Below are 19,214 nucleotides of genomic sequence, written 5' to 3' on the forward strand. Positions count from 1 at the left end.
TGATGGTGAATTATATCATGAAGCCTTAGCTTATTTTTTGATGAAACCAAGAAGCACGGAATGAAAACATTAACTAAATTCACCTTTTAACCAGTATTAGAAAATGTAATTCAATGGACTATTTGTTTTGGTTATCGGGATATCAATACTGGTCAAAACACACCCCAGACAAAATGATCCGATTTAATAGTTGCAAATTTTGATTAATAGAGTGTGATACAAATTGTTCTAACAATCTACTAATTAAACCTTATAAGTATGCGATGTAAGAAATAGTTAGTAAATTTATTCCTTTCTTTTAGCTCGAATTTTTGAACTAGAAATTAAAATGGAACAAAATTGAATAACATCACTAACTGAGCGTAGCGAATACACAGCCCTTCCATATCGACCATCACCATTTTCATCAACAGATTCCCATGGATGTGCCTGTAAGTATCCTGTGCTATTTTCTCTAATTTCAAATGCAACAGTATGCCAACCATCTAAGTATAATTGGGTTTTTGTATTAACCTCCTTAACGTTATAATTTTGCTCTTCAGCAACCATGTTTATAATTTTTTTTAAGTCTGAATTTTTAACCATCATTATCTCCTTAATTGTATAATATTGACATTATAATTGGTTATCGTTTATAAATAAATACTAAATTTTACAAAAAGTTAGATTTGTTTATAATTTTGTTTTAGATAAGTTGATCGATGATATTTGCGTCTTATTTTATTAACTACAATATCAGCTAATGCTGCTTCAATAGCATTAGGATCAAATTCTTCTTCCATCTTTTAATGCAGATATGGCGACCTTCTCAAAAGTATTCTATTGTTCATTCTAATGAATGACGTTGTTCAAATTTTTATAGGTTTGAGGATTATTACCTTTAGATAATAACTTTCTTTTGTAATGCGTTTTATACGATCTTGAGCTAAATTTAATTCGGGAAAACTAACAAAAGCTCGTTTTTTCTGAAACGAGCCATTAACAGTTAATCTTTCAGATCTTTGTACCAGTAGGTTTAATGAGCAGAAGATAATCTTATGCCAACTTGTTAGGCATATGCTTTCTCTTGTGGTTTGACTGTTTTGATTTTGGTATCCGAGAGAAGAGGAGAGTACAATATTTAATTATACATTTGTGTAATATCAATTATATAACTAAAACGCTTGATTAATATAAAATCATAAAGATATTACCACTTTTCTTTTGTTGATTGAATATCAATAAATGATGCATTGATGAGCTGGTGAACGTTGAACTATTTCATAGTTATCTGGTTAATGAAATTAGATATAGTTTCATTTTTTCGTAGTCCAATTTAGGGGGATCATTGGATTGATATTCATAATATCTTTATTTTTATAAATAATGCAAAAAAATACGGAATCGTTTATTCTATGAAAAGTGATGTAATTGATTAGGAAGTAATAATGCAAATTTTCGCAAATAAAAGCCATAAATTGGCTATCTTAAAAGAAAAGCCGTTCAAACTAGAAAAAGAGATCCAGTCATTATTTGAACATAATTTAGATATTATTGGTAATTTAACCTTTGTAAAATCTGAATTCAAAATCAAAGATTACCGCATTGATACCTTGGCTTATGATACCGAAGCAAATGCATTTGTCATTATTGAATATAAACGTGAACGTAATTTTAGTGTTATCGATCAGGGTGTAACCTACTTAAATCTTATGCTGGATTATCAAGCTGATTTTATTGTCGAGTATAATGAATCTTGCCAAGCAAATTTAAAACGTCATCAAATTGATTGGTCGCAAAGTAAAATTATTTTTGTTTCTCCTGCGTTTACTGACTATCAAAAACAGTCGACTAACTTTAAAGATTTAGCCATAGAACTATGGGAAATTAAACGGTTTGATAATGACTTAATTTCGATTAACCCTATTAAACGTTCTAAATCAGCACCAAGTATTAAACAAGTGCAATATACGAAAGATTCGGCATTAGATAAAGTAACCAAAGAGTTAGTTGTATATGATGAAGACTACCATTTGAATGATAAATCAGATGACGTTCTAGAGCTTTATGAAAGCTTTAAGAATGCTATTTTAGCGTTATCGACAGATCTAGAAATTTCACCTAAAAAATTTTATATTGCTTTTAAACAGGGTAAAAATAATATTGTTGATATTCATATTCAAAGTAAATCTTTAAAGATATGGATTAACGCCAAAAAAGATGAACTGGATGATCCCAAAAAACTCACTAAAGACGTTTCGAATGTTGGTCATTGGGGAAATGGAGATTATGAATTGACGGTAACTGATACTAAGAATTTAGAATATATTATGAGTTTGGTAAAGCAGGTGTTGTAAGTATTTTGCTTGAATAGCAAAATACTTAATAATACGTTTAAATCTGCCAAAACTATCTTGAATAATCTTTTATTGATGACCAAAGTGAATTACTGTTTGTACGTTTCTTATCAATGCGGATATTAAACTCAGCAGATAAATTCAAGTCTGCTGAGTTTTTACATTACAAAAATAGTTTAGTGCAAGTTTATATCTTCTTGCATTAACTCACTGTATGAGTTGATATAATCAATCGCTGTTGCTTCATTTTGTTCAATCGCTATTTCTACCGCTTTTTTAGCAACCTCTAAAAGTTGTTCGGATTGTTTTTTGAGTTTAAACGATTGTAGAACTAGATCAGATATCTTTTTCTGACTATCTAATGATAATTTAGGAATAATAACCTCTTCAATTTCGGATGGTTTCCAATGCTGAATAATAGATCCACCCGCATCTCGTTCAGCTTGCAATTGAACAATTGGTGAATTCAAAACTAAAGTTAAATAATCAGGTAAGAACTCATCATCTATTATATTTAAATGCAATAATGCCCCTGAAGTAATAATTTTCATATCTTCTTCAACTTTATAAGCAATGCCGACACTACCATCTTTTGAAAGTAGTATAGTATCTTTATTAGGATAAAGAGTTATCCAATTTTGGTGCGTTAAGGTACTGGTTATGCATTCACTCTTGATGAACTAGTCAATACCAGCGATGAAAGTCTAATATGTTTTAAACCATTTGCAACAAACCTTGGGCCTAGTTTGAATATTATCTGGAAAAAAGATCAAGTTTTATCAAATGTAAGTAAGTTGTTTTTAGAAAAAGTGAAAGAAATTTGTGGATTTAATTAAAAAATACATAGCTTTAGCGCTTAATTGCTTTTAACTAAAGCGAACAATAAGTTCACTTAAAATAGAATCTTTATATTTTTTGTAGAAATAATATAATTTAGTTCAAAGTAATAATAAAAGGAATTTAATAATGACTAAAAATACTGATGTTCCTCAAGCCGTTATTCTAACACTTCCTCGTGATGATACCGTCTTAACTAACCCCGATTTAGAGGTCAGTTATCAAACAGGTTATGGAAAAAATTATTCCTTAGAATTAATAAAAAAGGGAACGGAAGAATATATTTCAATAAAGAATAAATTTACGTTATCAATGAGTAGAAATTTAGATTATGAATTTATAAAGTTTTATTCATTTTATAATGCATTTTCATATTTATTTTTTGAAAAATATCCTAAGTTTATAAACACTAATATACAACAACTAAGTTTATCTTCCGACTTTTTTAGTGATGAAACACTAAATTATGAATTAATGAGTCTTACTTTTAATATGAAAAGAATTATAGATAATATTATTCAGTATGACTGTTATATTAGAAATAACAACACTAAGATCGAATCGATAGGACAGTTATTAAAATCTCAAAGTATAAGGGAAAAAAATAAAGATAAAGAAGAAACTATTAACTTTCAAGACCAACATATAGAGCATACACTGTTTCTAAAATTACTAAATCGATTACATAATTCTCATAAACATGATTTATTTTTAACTCATAATTTACCATATGTTTCTCAGAATACAGATAGAGTGTTTGCAATTGAATCAGTAAACGCAAAAGATTTATATAATTTATACAAGACATTTTTTAATTTAGATTGTAATGGCGAGAAGGTAGTACAAAAAATAAATGATGTATTCAATGCAAGGGATTTTATTATATTAGAATATAATATTTCACTCGAACAGTTAATGATTTCTTTTTATTTTTACATTGAAAGCCTTCTTTTAAAAAGATTGAAAGAAAAGTTTCAACTAGCATAAATGACAAAATAATGGTCACACTGAGCTTATCAAACATTGAATATATTACCCCAAGGATATATATGATATCGGTCGCCATTTCTATTTAATATTTAACTATGGCAAAATAATCGACAATCATTAGTAATTCATCAATAATTATTATAATCATAAAAATTATTATGAGTGTTTTTTAATCAATCTTTTCTTTTATAAGTGTCAGTGTCGTTTATGTCGATAATCAGTGTGAAAATGACTTTATTGCTTTTCTTGCTAAGCTATTTAGACTTGTAGCTCTATGCCTTTTGCTAATAAAGACCGAAATTCATGAAGAATACTACGAGAATCGGCGAATGATATTTGAGGATAATTTTCTAATCCAAAACCAGTTCTTTCTCCAATGTTAGGACGTTAATAAAGTATAATCACTATTATGTATGCTAATTTGAGTTAGACTTCATCGGGGATTAATTTGGATAGGGGATGGATATGAAAAACAGTAATTGTTTATTTTTAAGTTAATTATGGGATTTAATGGAATACTATAGAACAAAAGCTGGCGTCAGTTGAATTTATTGAATATCACTATAATTAATAAATTTTTTTTAATTTTTAAAAATTAAAATATAACTAAACATATTACTATTTTGATTTCAACTTGAAGAACATAAAATAAGCTTAGTAAAAAATAATGAACAAGCCGTCATAAAAACGGCCTAATAGGATTAATCACTCTTTTATGGTTACTTGACCATTCATCAGCATTGGAAGAAGAAAATCTCGGAGTTCAGATATTTTTCTACTTTCTTTAGTATTGGATTTTATTTTTTCAAAAATTGATGAAACTTTTTTGTGAAAATTAATCAGCAAGCTTTCCGAAGGATAAATAATTTTAATTTCTGAAAAATCTCTTTTATTGATATTAGCAAAAGTATTTCCTATTTTTACTTTTGAGTTCGCATTAAAGTAACTCTTTAATGCAAAATAAAGAAAATATTTATGGTGTTCTTTTGAACAAATGATCGAATTAATTTGCTGATTAGTTTGAGATAAAGTAGTTGTGAGACCAACTAAGCCAGGAGTTGCAATACATGTAACACAAATTGTATCTTCTGGTAAATATTTACTTTTTTGAAAATCAGCACCTTCTCGAGAGAGAGTTTCTTCTGTGTTAACAATAAATGTATTTCCTCTAATGTCACCGATGGTAATGAAGGGAACATCTCCAGAAAAATAGTCTGAATTTCCCTTAGGTGGTGTTTTTCCAGTAATAATCTTATTTTCAATTTTTCCTATTTGACTATCATTCCATCCATAAGGAATTTCACGCTTAAGCACCGAATTATAGACCATCTTTCCACCTGATGATTTATAGGGTTTACCATTTTCATTGGGGAAATCAAACTGCACAAACCAATAGTCATATAGTGTTTTAGCCATTGATTCAAGTTCAGCGTTGATTTGATTGTTGAGCTCGATTTTTTTATCAATTTTAGACAATAAATAGGATATTTTACCTTGGGCATCTTTGCTAGGTATATTTACCTCTAAAAGATAGACTAATTCTCTGGACAAACCAGGAACTGCACTATGAGTATTTAATTTTTTTAAATCTATTGTTTGAAGGAAATAAGACCAAAATCTTAAGTCATCTTTATTCAAATCCAATATTTTTAAAAAATATGATGTATCAATTGGTGTAAAATTATTTTCCGAATAAACAACGCTACCAACACTACCTTTTCGCCCAACAATAACACCTGGCCCCTTTACTTTATATGAGTCTATGTAACCAGTAATACCATTTGACCCGTATACAGGATATTTACCTTTAGGTTCATCTTTTACTCTTACTGCATAACCATATTCAAATACAACTCGTTGACCAATTTGTGTTTTAATCATACTTCACCTTCGCCAATTGCTTTTTAATCTCTTCTTCTAACCGGCGAGATTCACTAAATAAGCTTTCCAAATTATCACTAAATCCCTTCATTTTTGCTGCAAACTCTTCTGGGGTAATGTCAACATATTCAATTTTGACATCAAAATATTGTCCAGCACTTAATGAGTAGTTCTTATTAGCAATCTCCTCATAGCTCACTACTACCGAAAAATCATCTTTTACTTGTTTTTGGTTAAAAGTGTCAATAATTTGTTGTTCTTCAGCTGTCGTTAAAATGGTTTTTTGATTCTTTCCATCTTTAATCTTTTCACCTAAATTGGAGGCATCAACTAAAACAACATCACTTTTATTAGCGCCATCAATAAATAAAATTGAAACGTTGGTTCCCGTTGTCGCAAAAATATTACTAGGCATTGAAACCACACCCGCTAGCATTTTCTTCTCGACTAAATATTGGCGGATTGCTTTATCAATACCCGATTGAGCGGTAATAAATCCAGTGGGTACCACGACAGCCGCTTTGCCTTCTGGCTTCAGTGAAAAAATAATATGCTGCAAAAAGAGCTGATAAATTTCCATCTTACTTTTGTCTTTTGGTTTGATTTTTGGAATGCCAGCAAAAAAACGTTGTTGATTTTCATCACAATCCAATTGCTTTCTAAAATCACTAAAATCGAGCTTAAACGGTGGATTAGAGACGATATAGTCAAATCGTTTTAATCGATTGCCTTCTTTATGATAGGGATGTAGTAGTGTATTGCCTTGAATCACATTAGAAATAGAAAGAACCAAACTATTCAAAATTAAGTTAAGGCGTAGAAGGTTAGATGATTTTTGCGAAATATCCTGCGTATAAATAGTACAGCGATCTTCACCAATCGCATGAGCAAGATTCATTAATAATGTACCTGATCCTGCCGCTGGGTCATAACAACTTATATTGGTTAAGGTATTTTGTTGCTCCTTAGGTACTAATATTGCTGCCATAATATGTGCCACTGAGTGAGGTGTATAATATTCGGCATATTTACCACCACTATTGCTATTATAGTCTTTGATTAGATATTCAAAGATTGTGGCATAAAAATCATAGCCTTTTGCAAAACTACCTTCAAAACTAAATTGAAAGTTCACCAGTTTATTAATAATGGCTCGACAAAATTCATCACGCTTTGCGGGATCAGCAATAAATTGGCTGATACGATCAAAAAGAACGACCTTGGCTTCCCCTTCCGTTTTGATTGCAAAAATATCATTATTCAATGTCGCTATATTAAGCAAGGTATCATCAACTAATTTAGCAAAGTCACCTTCATTTTGCCGCTGAAACAAAAAACGGATAAAATGAATCGGCTCCAATTTAGCAATATTCCCATCCATTTTTCGCTCTAATCGAGCGAACTCATCTGCACTCATTGCTGATATACACTTATAAAACTCTTCAGCATCTTTGACTTTAGCAAGATTTTTATCTTTCTTTTTAGCCTCAGCAATAAATTGATCATTTAAAAATTTGTATAAAAATGCTTGAGTAATGATTTTAAATTCATTGCCATCGTTGCCTAACCCATAGTTAGCACAAACGCTTTTTAAATCATCAATAAGTTTTAGGGTATTAGTTTGTAACTTAGTTTCTATTACCACGAATAGGCTCCATAATTAAATTCTTTTAAATATTCATTTACAATCAATTGATTGAGATAGTCAGATGCGTTAATGCTAAGATTGATATTTTGGCGTTCCACAAAATGTTCAATAATATTTGGCATAACCATTCGTTTAAAATAACTTTCGTTATCCAATATTTGTAAGTTACACAAAACTAGATCATCCGTATTTTGTTTAACACCTAATAGTGCTTCATAAATATTGCGTTCCGATGCTTGAGTTTGATGATTTTCTAATAGGCGTTTATGTAATCGGGTGTACTTTCGATCATCTTGATACTTTTTCCGAAGTAGTTCATTTTGGCGGTTGAGTTCTTTAATACGCTGATAAATATGATTTAATACTGGTATATTTTGTTTCATCTCTTCTTGTGTGATTTCACGTAAATTTTTCTTTTTGAACAGCCTTTCTAATTCTTCTTTGAGCGTGATAAATTTGGTATCTTCTTGGTCAAAATTGTTACTTAATGCTTCACGCGTTTTACGAAGTGTTTCTTTAAATTCATCGGCAAGTATTAGTTCTTCTTCCCCGACTTTGATAAATTCAAAAATAATATCTTCCAGAGCGATATTGATTAAGTTGAGATCATCACGGCCTTGTTCAATGCTTTCTTTATAATTTAAAGTAGTTAACCTATCGCCCGTCATTCGATAAAGATGATTGAGCTTTTCGAAATCAAGGTGAGTTAAAAAAACATGATCTTGTTGTAAACGAATAATATTATAAAGGCTTCTGGCATCCTCTAACGCTCTTTTTAAAATATTTAACGTTTTTTTATCATCAATTTGATTGATTTGATCACTAAAAATTTCTGCGTTTTCACAATCAAAACGGAATAATACATCTTTGATATGCTCGATTTCTGCTGCAATTTCTTTAGACGACTTAAATAAGTGTGAATAATGCTCAATCTCATCACCCAACTCTTCTTGTAGCTCATTAAAATAAGCGCGATTTGTTGCATCGAATTCTTTACGTATATCTGCAAAATCGACAACATAGCCATAACGAAAATCTTTATAAGGTCGGTTAACTCGTGTGAGTGCCTGTAGCAAGTTATGTTGGCGAATAATACGTCCAAGATAGAGCTTTTTAAGCCGTTTAGCATCAAAACCAGTAAGTAACATATTGTAAACAAATAGAAAATCAATATTTCCTGCTTTAAATTCTTCTACCAATATTTTACGATCTTCTTTGGTTCCAACATCATGTAAAATTAGTGCAGCAGAATTCACCCGACAATTTTGCCATTTTTTAGTCTCATAATGACTATTCGGTTCCGCGATTTTTAAAACAGAATAAATACTTTCATTGGCCGCCTTGAGTGGTGCTTGTCTTGACTGCCCAGCGTATTTTTCATTAAAAATCGTAAACATTTGCTTTGCTTGTTCGGCACTATCACAAATTACCATACCTCCAATTGATGCGTCATTATAGGCATGACGACTGGTTTCAAAGTCAGTAATAATGTAATCAAGCATTGGCTCGACAAAATGGGGATCGGCATACACTAAAGAACGGTTAATTTCACCTTGCTTAACTTCAATTTCATCAATCGCTTTTTGTAGTGAACATTTATAACGTGTTGCAATGTCTTCACGAATTAAACGTAATGTATAACCATCAGAAATAGAGGCATTGTAATAGTATTTATGAATATAATTACCAAATAAACGACGTGAGTTATTGTCGCCTAACAGTGGTGTTCCGGTTAGACCAATATGAATGGCATCTCGATCAGACTCAGTAAGATTAGCTAAAAAACTACCCGTGGGTTTGTAGCTGCGATGGACTTCATCTAGAAAATAAATACGCTGAATTGAAAGGTTATAATCGTTATTTAAAATAACATCAGGATCGTCTTTAAATTTCTGAATATTAACAACCGTAATTTCAGGACGACCACTATGATTATGAATCGCTTTTTGATTTTTAATTTCTTGGCTAAACTGTTCTCGAGAATTAATAACATGGACGACTAATCCTCGGTTAGTAAATTCGCATTGAGCTTGTTCCAGCAAATCAATCCTATCTACAATAAAATAGAACTTAGGAATAATTTGCTTTTTTTGAAAATAATCGGTTAAAAATTGTACATTATAATAGGTTAATGCGGTTTTTCCACTACCTTGAGTGTGCCAAACAATACCCTTTTTAATATTGCTATTAAGTCGCTCTTCAATAGCTTTAGTAGCAAAGATCTGCGGATAACGCATGATATGTTTTTGCAAACCATCTCGTTCAGAAACATAAGCTAAAGCATATTGTAAGATGAAAGTTAAGCGTTGCCGACTTAATAGGGACGTACAAATTCGATTAGTTGGTCGATTGGGGTCTTTATTAATATCAAATTCCGAACTGGCACGAATAACTTCCAAGTTGTTGTCTTTTAAAATGGTCAGCTCTTGTTCTTCTTTTAGTGGCTTAAGTAACGTTGAAAAGTTTAAATTCTCTTCTTCTCGGAAGTAGTTAAAGCTCAGTTTATGATAAGATGGGCTAGCATAAAATGCGCCATCAATTGGCTGCAATGCATTTTCATCATATTCCATATTATTAGAAAAAATCATGAACTGTGTAATATTAACGAAACGCCTAAATTTTTTATTCTGAAAACGTCTATTGATGCGATTATACTCATCTTGCATTCCCTTGCGATTGTTCGGTTTTTTTACTTCAATAAAAATAAGTGGTAAACCATTAATCAATAAAGTAATATCGGGCCGAAACTCTTCATCTTCGTTTTGATAGGTCAACTCTGTCACAACATGAAAGCTATTATTATTAAAATTTTCAAAATCAATCAGTTTGATACCAGAACGATTAATTAGCATTTTATAAAAAGCTTTACCAAGATCTTCATTGTCAAGGCTCAAACTAATATCTTGTAACAGACGATTAATATCGTCATGACTTAGATCTGGATTAATTCGAGACATGGCTTCATGAAATTGAATTGGAAATATGTTGGTATTTTTATCCCATTGCTGAGTTTTAAGTGATAGATATTGATATCCCAAACGGACTAAATGCAGAATAACAGGAATCTTTACACGAGTATCTTCATTAAATTTCATTATTTTTACCAATGTTGGTCGCTTTAAAAGGAGAGCTCTAGCAGTAATTATAACAAAATTTGGTAAATAGAAAAATTCAATCAAATATAGGAGAGTTGATCATTGATAAAAAATTAATAATAGACATAACGGATTGTCATAATTAAATCATCTGAAATAAAAAGTCCTAACTTTATGATTGAAAAATACTGTCAACTGTATTTGTTATGATAGTAATTGTTTAAAATAAGCGATCCCCATCATGCAAGGTGATTTCTTTATCAATGATATGTTTCTTGTGGATCTCGGTATTGCTTAGGGGATTTAGTTACTCTTCCTATCAATACTCCTTATATAGATCACAAAGAAATTGTTACACGAAATTTTGTAATATAGAATTGTGTCCTAAAAATGTACCAATTTGGGTTGGATTCACTTGCGTTAATCTGGATGGGTTACAAACAGCAAACCTTTAATTATTAATTTTTCAATTAATTAATTGTTTTAATAGCCTGCTATGGAACAATAAGTGGTGGAGCTGGGGGGATTTGAACCCCCGTCCGAAATTTCTACATCCTTGGTACTACATGCGTAGTTTGTCTTTATATTTCGCCTACCTGCTGCGGACAAACACGCTACCGATAGACTAGCTTGATTAAGTTTAATGCTTCCGCCCCAAGCAAGGCTTCCACACGATCTCGTTTGGGTTTGACTCCTCTTGATCCCCGTCCTACGAGCGGAGGCTAGGGAGAGAAGGCTCTATGCAGGTTATTAAGCTGCTAGTGCGTAGTTTTCGTCGTTTGCGACTATTTTTTTGCGGTTTATTTACGAGGCCTACCGCACCTCGGCATGCACCTTGGGTTTCGCAAATCCCGTCGAATCCAGAATCAGCCCCAATTGTGATAAGTAACGTAATACAATATCAGGACATTATAGGTGAAATCAAGCATGAATACAAGTTAGCTTAGTTTGGGTTAGGCAATCAAATGTTTGTTTTATGATAGTTTTGCTCTTATTAAAAGCGTTAAATAGTTTCATTTGTAAATGTGACTTTATAACTAGCGTTAGAGGGGATGGGTTACAAAGCTGACATGAATAATTAGTGGATGTTGAAAAAGTAAAAAATTTTACTTTTTTTGAAAAAAATTTAATTAAACAAATAAAAATAAATCAAATAATTAAAAATTATTTTAATAAAATTTCAAAAATATCTGAAATTAAATTGAACTTTTTGGGTTTTTGCTTGTCTATATTAACAGATTACGTTTTTTCATTTTTTGCCCTCCACTCGAATTTCGGGTGGATTTTTTTTATCTGTCATCTTTCTTCTTTATATTTACCTATCATTATAATGACTTGAAATTGTTTGCACACAAAAGAGCATAGCGATAGTATAAGTGCATATTCTTAAATAGCATTATTTTTAACAAAATCAAGTAAGCACTAGACATAATTTTTGTATTATTCCTAATATATTTATCAATGCCTTTGAAAAGTGAGTAAAAATTTACTCAGAAAGGGCTACATTGCTGTAAGATTGAGGTCTTTATGTTATTAACAAAAAGAACACAGGGGCATTTAATTGCATTAATGACTGTGTTTTTTTGGGGAACGACGTTTATTTCTACCAAAACATTATTAATTGAGTTTAAACCGATAGAGATTTTATTTTTTCGTTTTTTACTGGGTTATGTAACTCTCTGGATTCTATGCCCTCGTTTGTTAGTTTGGCAAGGAGTAAAACAAGAGTTCATGTTTTTATGTGCTGGATTATGTGGGATTACCTGTTATTTTTTATGTGAAAATATTGCATTAACCTATACTACTGCTTCAAATGTAGGAATTATCACAACATTAGCCCCCATATTTACTGCGCTATTAGCTATGTTTTTTCTCAAGGCTGAAACACCACCTAAGCGTTTTTACGTTGGTTGTTTATTTGCCTCGATTGGCGTTGGATTAATCTGCTTTAATGGCAAATATGTGCTTGCCATGAATCCGCTTGGTGATCTGCTCGCTATGCTAGCCTGTTTATTTTGGGCATGTTATTCGATTTTAACTAAAAAAAGTAGTCATCGAGGGTATAACACGATTTTATTAACCCGACGATTCTTTTTTTATGGTTTATTGCTCATGCTTCCAGCACTTTATTTATTCGATTTTAAACTAAATTTAGCCCGATTTAGCAATACAACCAATTTGTTTAATATTCTGTTTTTAGGATTAGGGGCATCTGCAATTTGTTTTGCATCTTGGAATTATGCGGTGAAATTAGTGGGGGCTGTAAAGATTAGCATTTATCTCTATCTGGTTCCTGTGTTAACGATTATTGGTGCGGTAATTATATTGAATGAGCCGTTTACTTGGCTTGCTGCGTTTGGCACATTATTTACGCTCTGTGGTGTGTTATTATCCGAGCGAAAAGTTAAGTTAAAAAGATAGTTTGATTTATATCATTATATCAAATCAAAAAAGTAGAAAAAAATCGCCTCTTTTTTTGCTAACTAAAATTTTAGGTCATCTTAGTTTATTCGCTTATCAATGGCATCAAGTATAATTTGACCTAAATGTTAATTATATCTCAAAATAGTGTCCCGCATTAAGGAAGTGATAAATCGAATGAGTCAGGAATCAAAGAAAATGGTCGATCAACAAAAAATTATCAATAATGTTCAAACTTTTGTTAAACAAAAACTTGCTGACGATTTTTCTGGTCATGATATGGCGCATATTGAAAGAGTAGTTAAATTGGCAAAACAAATTTTAAAACATGAGCCAACAGCCAATTACTTTATCGTGATTTTAAGTGCCTATCTTCATGATGTTATCGATGAAAAAGTGGTATCAGATGTGAATCACGCCATGAGTGAGTTACACGATTTTTTAATTCAACAAACGATCAGTCAAAGCGAAATTAAACATATTTTTGACATTATTGAAAATATGTCATATCGAAAAAATCTTACTCAAAAAAAAGAATTGTCGTTAGAAGGGCAAATTGTACAAGATGCAGATCGATTAGATGCCATTGGTGCTATTGGTATCGCTCGGACGTTTTACTATGGGGGTAACAAGCACAATATTATGTATGATCCCACTATATTACCCAGAACATCATTAAATGAAGAAAACTATAAACAACCTAATACAGTAATAAACCATTTTTATGAAAAACTCTTTTTACTCAAAGATAGGATGAATACACAAATTGCTAAAAAAATCGCATTAAAACGTCACGCTATATTGGTTGAGTTTGTGAATCAATTCGAAAAAGATTGGGATGGTGATGAAGAAGAGATAATACTCTAAATTAATTGATAATATCGATATGATCGATATAATTGATCAATAATCTGAATAAAATAGAAGGGGTTATCATGACGATTTCGATCAACAGTAAAGTAATGCTTAGTCATCATGTAGCAATGCAGCAACTCGGTTTTGGCACTTATCAATTAACTGATTTTGATGAATTATCATGTGCAGTAAATGCGGCTATTAATGCGGGATATCGAGCGTTTGATACCGCTCAGCTTTACCAGAACGAAAAGCAACTCGGGCAAATTCTTAAAGATTGCCATGTCGCACGTGATAAATTGTTTATTACCACTAAAATCAATAATAGCAATCAAGGTTATGATAAAACATTAGCGGGTTTTAATCAGTCGCTAAAAGATTTACAGCTTGATTACCTCGATCTTTTTTTAGTTCACTGGCCATTAAGTGACACTTTTTTTGATACATGGAAGGCGTTCGAAAAACTGTATGAAGAAAAGCGTGTGCGGGCAATCGGCGTTTGTAATTTTCAAATCTCGCATTTAGAATTACTCTCAACCAAAGCAAATATTAAACCCATGCTTAATCAAATCGAGATTCATCCTTATTTAACTCAAATCGAATTAGTGGAATATTTACGACAACAAAAGATTGCTATTGAAGCTTGGTCACCGTTGGCTCGTAACAAAGTCATTAATGATCCGCTTCTTATTAAAATTGGTAATAAATATCAGAAATCAGCATCACAAGTGACATTACGCTGGCATATTCAAAATGGTTACATTGTGATCCCTAAATCAGCACATCCGGATCGAATTATGCAGAATGCTAATATTTTTGATTTCGAACTCACTTCAGATGAAATACAAGCGATTAATGGACTTAACCAAAATCAACGCGTAGGGCCGAATCCAGATAACGTTTATCAAAAAAATGGTTTTTGATGGTAAAAGATAAGATCTCTCTTATCGAGAGATCATGAATCAGTAAGGAATGGGCGCCCCAACTAAGGATAGAACAATCGGCAGAGTAATTAAACTGATTAAAGTACTGAAAAAAGTGGCACTTGATACAAGTTCAGGGTGTGTGTCAAATTGTACCGACATTAATGTCGTGTTTGCCGCACTTGGCATTGCCGCTAGTACTATTAGCACTTGCTTATATACCGGTGCAATAGGCATGAAGTAGACCATGGCACAAGCAACAATTGGCGATAGAATCATCCGAGTGAGGAGTGCAAAAGATAATTTAGGATAATCCAGTTGGGTGATTTTTATTTTCGCTAATTGCATACCTAATATAATCATAATCACCACGATGGATGCGTCACCAATCATCCCAATGGACGTCATAATCGATTTAGATAAGGGAATGTTACAAAGTTGAAAAAGGATACCTAAAAACGCTCCATACGCCACAGGCATTCGAATAACTTTGTTAATGACATCTTTTTGCGTAACGATATCATCTCGTGCGCTACCTTTTGCCGCATAATAGATACCAACAGTACTCATGACAAATTGTTGTAGCACCATCATAATTACGCCCAGATCAAATCCTATTGTGCCAAAAAAGACAAGCAATACGGGTGTGCCATAATTACCATTGTTCATAAAGCAAGCGCTTAAAATCATTGCACAGCGTTCTTTGCTGGAGTATTTCATCAAAATAGACCAAATCGAAATAATGATGACTAAAGCAAAACAGAGACCAAAAATATAGCAAATATAAAATAAGTATTCTGTTGTTAAGGTATGTGTATAAAATGTTTTAAATGCCAAAAAGGGTGAAAGCACATACAGTGACATTTTGGACAGGTTTGCCACATCAAAATGTAATTTTTTCTGCGCAATAAATCCCACCACGAAAATACAAAAAATAGGAAACAAAATAGTAAAAAATTGCATAGTTATTATCTTTAATTTATGTGATTAATTCATTGCATCGAGCGCAACAATGATGGATTGTTTTAGTTTATGACAAGTATCATCATCAAGGGCATGGTTATGTTTGTCGGTCAAAATAAACAGATCCTCGATATGTTCGCCGATAGTGGCAATTTTGGCACTCCTTAAAGATATTTCTAAGTTCGCAAAAACTTCTCCAACACAAGCTAAAAGTCCTGGTCTGTCTAAAGCAATCAATTCCATATAGGTTTGACTTTCGTTAAAGGATGATAAAAAGTTAATTTGTGTCGGCACTGAAAAATAGCGTAATCGTTGTTTAGGCGGTTTTACCGTAACACCTTTATAAGTCGGTTGTTGTAATGTTTTTTCAAGTGCATTTATTATACCTTCATGGCGATCAGATTGAACGGTATTGCCGTTAGGTTCCAGTACAATAAAGGTATCAAGCGCAAATCCTTGTTTATTGGTGATGATAAGCGCTTCAAGTATATTTAAATTGTGCATACTTAAGTTGTTGCAGACGGTAGCAAACAAATAAGGTCGGTCTGGTGAGTAAATAACGATTTCTGTACCACCATGATACGGCGTCGAATTGATCATAACTAGTGTTTGCGTTAAGTCGTGGTTTAACAAATTTTGAGCATGCCACACAATCTGTTCGGTAGTGTAGCGCAAAAAGTAATCAACCCGATAGTTTAGCCAAAAGTTTTTGACGTGTTGCTCATCATAATTTTGAGCGATTAAGATGGATAGTGCTTCTTGCTTGTGTTGACGAGCAATACTCCGCTGTTCCGGTATTTGGTGTATTCCAATATCAAATAAGTGTTCGGCATTAAAATACAGTTGACGTATTAAGCTTTGTTTCCAACTGTTCCAAAGTGTTTCGTTCGTCGCACACACATCAGCAACGGTTAAGCAGAGTAAATATTGAAGGCGACGCCGACTTTTAACTTGTTGAACAAATTCTTGAATCACAGCAGGATCTTGTAAGTCTCGATTTTGTGCCGTGACTGACATTAGTAAATGATAGCGTACTAACCAAATAATCAGATCAGTATCTTTTGTTTCAAGCTCATGTAATTGACAAAATTTTTCAACTAATTTAGCACCAATTTCAGAATGATCACCATGTCGACCTTTACCGATATCATGAAATAAACCCGTAATAATTAACAGTTCAGGTTTGGATAATTTAGCAAAAACGTTTGAGCTATTAGGATGCTTTTGTTTCCCTTGTTCTGATTTTAAACTATCAAGCTCTATTAATAATCGTACCGTATGTTCATCAACTGTATAGGTATGAAATAGATCAAATTGCATCATACCAGCGATATGTTTCCAACCAGGTATATAGACCGCTAAAATACCATAACGATGCATGGGTAAAATTGCTTTTGCAATGGCATCTGGATGCTTAATGATTAACATAAATAGTGTTCTGGCTTTAGGGTGTTCACATAATAATGTGGTAAGTTTTCGCCTTGCAGAGCGTAACTGACGAATGGTATTAGAATAGAGACCGATGATTTGAGGATTGAGCAAAATGGTGTAAAACAGCTGTAATATCATTGTCGGATCTTTTTTAAAGATACTATCATCTTTTACATCAATTAATTTTTCTCGGATTTGAAAGTGCTCATCGATAGCATAGGGTTTATTGCTTGGATTAACTTCAAGAATAGACTCATCAAATAATTGCAGTAACATCTGATTGAGTTCAGTAACGTTGTGTGCAATTCGGTAGTAATCATGCATCATTTGTTCAACAGGTGCATTTCCTTGACCTTGATAGCCTAAAAGCTTGGCGATACTTAATTGACGATCAAAAAGCAATCGGTTGTCATAGCGAGTAATGACACTGTGAAGGGCAAAACGAATACGCCATAAAAATTTACGACAAGTTCTAAATTCGTCTACCTCTTCGGGAGTGAGGTAATGAAAATCAGCAATTTTTTGCAAAAATTCATCGCCAAAGTGACGAATCGCAATCCATTGAATAATTTGCATATCACGTAGACCGCCCGGACTATTTTTTAAATCAGGTTCAAGATTATAAGTTGTACTGTGATATTGCTGATGCCGGGCTTGTTGTTCGGCAATTTTAGCACGATAAAAAGCAGGAGAAGGCCAAATTTTATCACTAAAAATGTGTTGTCGAAGCGTTTTTAATAATAGATTATTACCCGCAACCCATCTTGATTCAATTAGATTGGTCATGATAGTAATATCGTTTTTAGCTTCTTGCAAACACGTTTTTAGCGTTCTGACACTATGACCTATATCTAAATGAAGATCCCAAAGCAGCCGTACTAACTCGCCGATTTGTTTTTCGATGTCATAATTAAGCGGGTAATCACTTAATATCAAAATATCAATATCTGACAAAGGGTGTAGCTCTGCTCGCCCATACCCCCCGACAGCGATTAATGCAATACGATTATTTTTTAAAGCTGATGAAGTTTGATCGGGAATTTGAAAATAGCACCATAATCGTGCAAGTAATTTATCGATAAATTGACTGCGTAGATGCACTAATTCATCAATATCTGCATTTTGTTTAAATTGCTTCATCGACCATTGTTGAAATTGGTCAAGGTGTTGTTTGAGAAAGTTAATATTTATCTCAGCATCACTAAAATCAAGTGGTGAAATAGGATAAATTAAATGCACTTGCGTCATGGGAATAAAATTAAGACCATTCAATAATCATATCGTCACCTGATTTTCACAGACTGTCAAGCAACAGTTTAGTTTGTTGCTTGAACTTTTGTTTTAATTTTTTACACGGTCACAATTTATTTCTACATTCATTTTTCGATTTGCGTTTGGAGCATTATCGATAAGAATTTCAGTTAATTCCGTTGTTTTGAATTTGTCTGGTGATAAATAGTTCATGGTCTTTTGCGTTTTTGATGTAACACCATTATTGGATTTTATATCCATTGAATCATTATAATAAGCTTTTAAATTATATGGATAAGATGTATCTGTACCAAAATTGAAAAATAAGGTATTGTCCTTCATAAAATACCTAATCATCCCTTTATCTTGTTTGAGTGGTGCATAGTCAGAAAATTTACCATTTTCCCATTTTGCCTCTTGCCCTGAAAATGTGCAATCCCACTCACCAATAAGCATTTCTTCAGTTACTTTTTTTTCACCACAACCAACCAAAACTAAACCGACAAGACTACTCAATAAAAGTTTTTTCATATTAAAACCTATAATTAATGTAAGTAAAAATGAAGTAAGTTTTTTCAAGATC

Annotated in this window: 13 protein-coding genes and 1 other RNA gene; 5 read left to right on the top strand and 9 right to left on the bottom strand. The window is 32.3% G+C overall.

Annotation, left to right across the window (positions count from 1 at the left end; genetic code table 11):
• Positions 1-285: 285 nt before the first annotated feature.
• Complete coding sequence (locus J3U35_RS02475; RefSeq protein WP_267349863.1) at positions 286-585, bottom strand: hypothetical protein; 300 nt, start codon at positions 583-585, stop codon at positions 286-288.
• A gap of 842 nt (positions 586-1,427) precedes the next feature.
• Here J3U35_RS02475 and J3U35_RS02480 point away from each other — a divergent pair.
• Complete coding sequence (locus J3U35_RS02480; protein ID WP_267359328.1) at positions 1,428-2,336, top strand: DUF5655 domain-containing protein; 909 nt, start codon at positions 1,428-1,430, stop codon at positions 2,334-2,336.
• Positions 2,337-2,512: 176 nt separating this feature from the next.
• Here the strand turns inward: J3U35_RS02480 and J3U35_RS02485 are convergent, their stop codons facing one another.
• A complete protein-coding gene (locus J3U35_RS02485; RefSeq protein ID WP_267359330.1) occupies positions 2,513-2,887 on the bottom strand; it encodes a hypothetical protein in 375 nt (124 codons plus the stop codon).
• A gap of 415 nt (positions 2,888-3,302) precedes the next feature.
• Here J3U35_RS02485 and J3U35_RS02490 point away from each other — a divergent pair, with 415 nt between their 5' ends.
• A complete protein-coding gene (locus J3U35_RS02490) occupies positions 3,303-4,160 on the top strand; it encodes a hypothetical protein (RefSeq protein WP_267359332.1) in 858 nt (285 codons plus the stop codon).
• Between the two features lie 708 nt (positions 4,161-4,868).
• Here J3U35_RS02490 and J3U35_RS02495 read toward each other — a convergent pair.
• The 4 genes from J3U35_RS02495 to ssrA form a co-directional block, all read right to left on the bottom strand.
• Positions 4,869-6,044, bottom strand: a complete 1,176-nt coding sequence (locus tag J3U35_RS02495; protein ID WP_267359334.1) for a restriction endonuclease subunit S — start codon at positions 6,042-6,044, stop codon at positions 4,869-4,871.
• Positions 6,037-7,689 (bottom strand): HsdM family class I SAM-dependent methyltransferase, encoded by a 1,653-nt coding sequence (locus tag J3U35_RS02500; RefSeq protein ID WP_267359336.1) that lies wholly within the window; start codon positions 7,687-7,689, stop codon positions 6,037-6,039. The genes J3U35_RS02495 and J3U35_RS02500 overlap by 8 nt, the downstream gene beginning before the upstream one ends.
• The gene (locus J3U35_RS02505) at positions 7,683-10,787 is read right to left on the bottom strand and encodes a type I restriction endonuclease subunit R (RefSeq protein WP_267359338.1); all 3,105 of its coding nucleotides are present in this window, start codon (positions 10,785-10,787) and stop codon (positions 7,683-7,685) included. The genes J3U35_RS02500 and J3U35_RS02505 overlap by 7 nt, the downstream gene beginning before the upstream one ends.
• Before the next feature lie 509 nt (positions 10,788-11,296).
• Positions 11,297-11,661, bottom strand: a transfer-messenger RNA (tmRNA) gene (gene ssrA, locus J3U35_RS02510).
• A 653-nt stretch (positions 11,662-12,314) separates the two neighbouring features.
• On the opposite strand from ssrA, the gene J3U35_RS02515 reads away from it, so the two are divergent.
• From J3U35_RS02515 to J3U35_RS02525, 3 genes are all read left to right on the top strand, one after another.
• Positions 12,315-13,208, top strand: a complete 894-nt coding sequence (locus J3U35_RS02515; protein WP_267359340.1) for a DMT family transporter — start codon at positions 12,315-12,317, stop codon at positions 13,206-13,208.
• Positions 13,209-13,385: 177 nt separating this feature from the next.
• The gene (locus tag J3U35_RS02520) at positions 13,386-14,075 is read left to right on the top strand and encodes an HD domain-containing protein (protein ID WP_267359342.1); all 690 of its coding nucleotides are present in this window, start codon (positions 13,386-13,388) and stop codon (positions 14,073-14,075) included.
• A gap of 68 nt (positions 14,076-14,143) precedes the next feature.
• Complete coding sequence (locus J3U35_RS02525; protein WP_267359344.1) at positions 14,144-14,986, top strand: aldo/keto reductase; 843 nt, start codon at positions 14,144-14,146, stop codon at positions 14,984-14,986.
• A gap of 39 nt (positions 14,987-15,025) precedes the next feature.
• On the opposite strand, the gene J3U35_RS02530 is transcribed toward J3U35_RS02525, so the two are convergent.
• The 3 genes from J3U35_RS02530 to J3U35_RS02540 all read right to left on the bottom strand — a co-directional run bounded on the left by J3U35_RS02530 (position 15,026) and on the right by J3U35_RS02540 (position 19,162).
• On the bottom strand, positions 15,026-15,949 hold the full coding sequence (locus tag J3U35_RS02530) for an AEC family transporter (RefSeq protein ID WP_267349837.1): 924 nt from the start codon (positions 15,947-15,949) through the stop codon (positions 15,026-15,028).
• Between the two features lie 24 nt (positions 15,950-15,973).
• Entirely contained in the window at positions 15,974-18,652 is a 2,679-nt protein-coding gene (gene glnD, locus J3U35_RS02535) for a bifunctional uridylyltransferase/uridylyl-removing protein GlnD (protein ID WP_267359346.1), read from the bottom strand.
• Positions 18,653-18,721: 69 nt separating this feature from the next.
• On the bottom strand, positions 18,722-19,162 hold the full coding sequence (locus J3U35_RS02540) for a hypothetical protein (protein ID WP_267359348.1): 441 nt from the start codon (positions 19,160-19,162) through the stop codon (positions 18,722-18,724).
• Positions 19,163-19,214 lie beyond the last annotated feature (52 nt).

The organism is Gilliamella sp. B2717, assembly GCF_026536675.1.
In the GTDB taxonomy this organism is placed as follows: Bacteria; Pseudomonadota; Gammaproteobacteria; order Enterobacterales; family Orbaceae; genus Gilliamella; species Gilliamella apicola_I.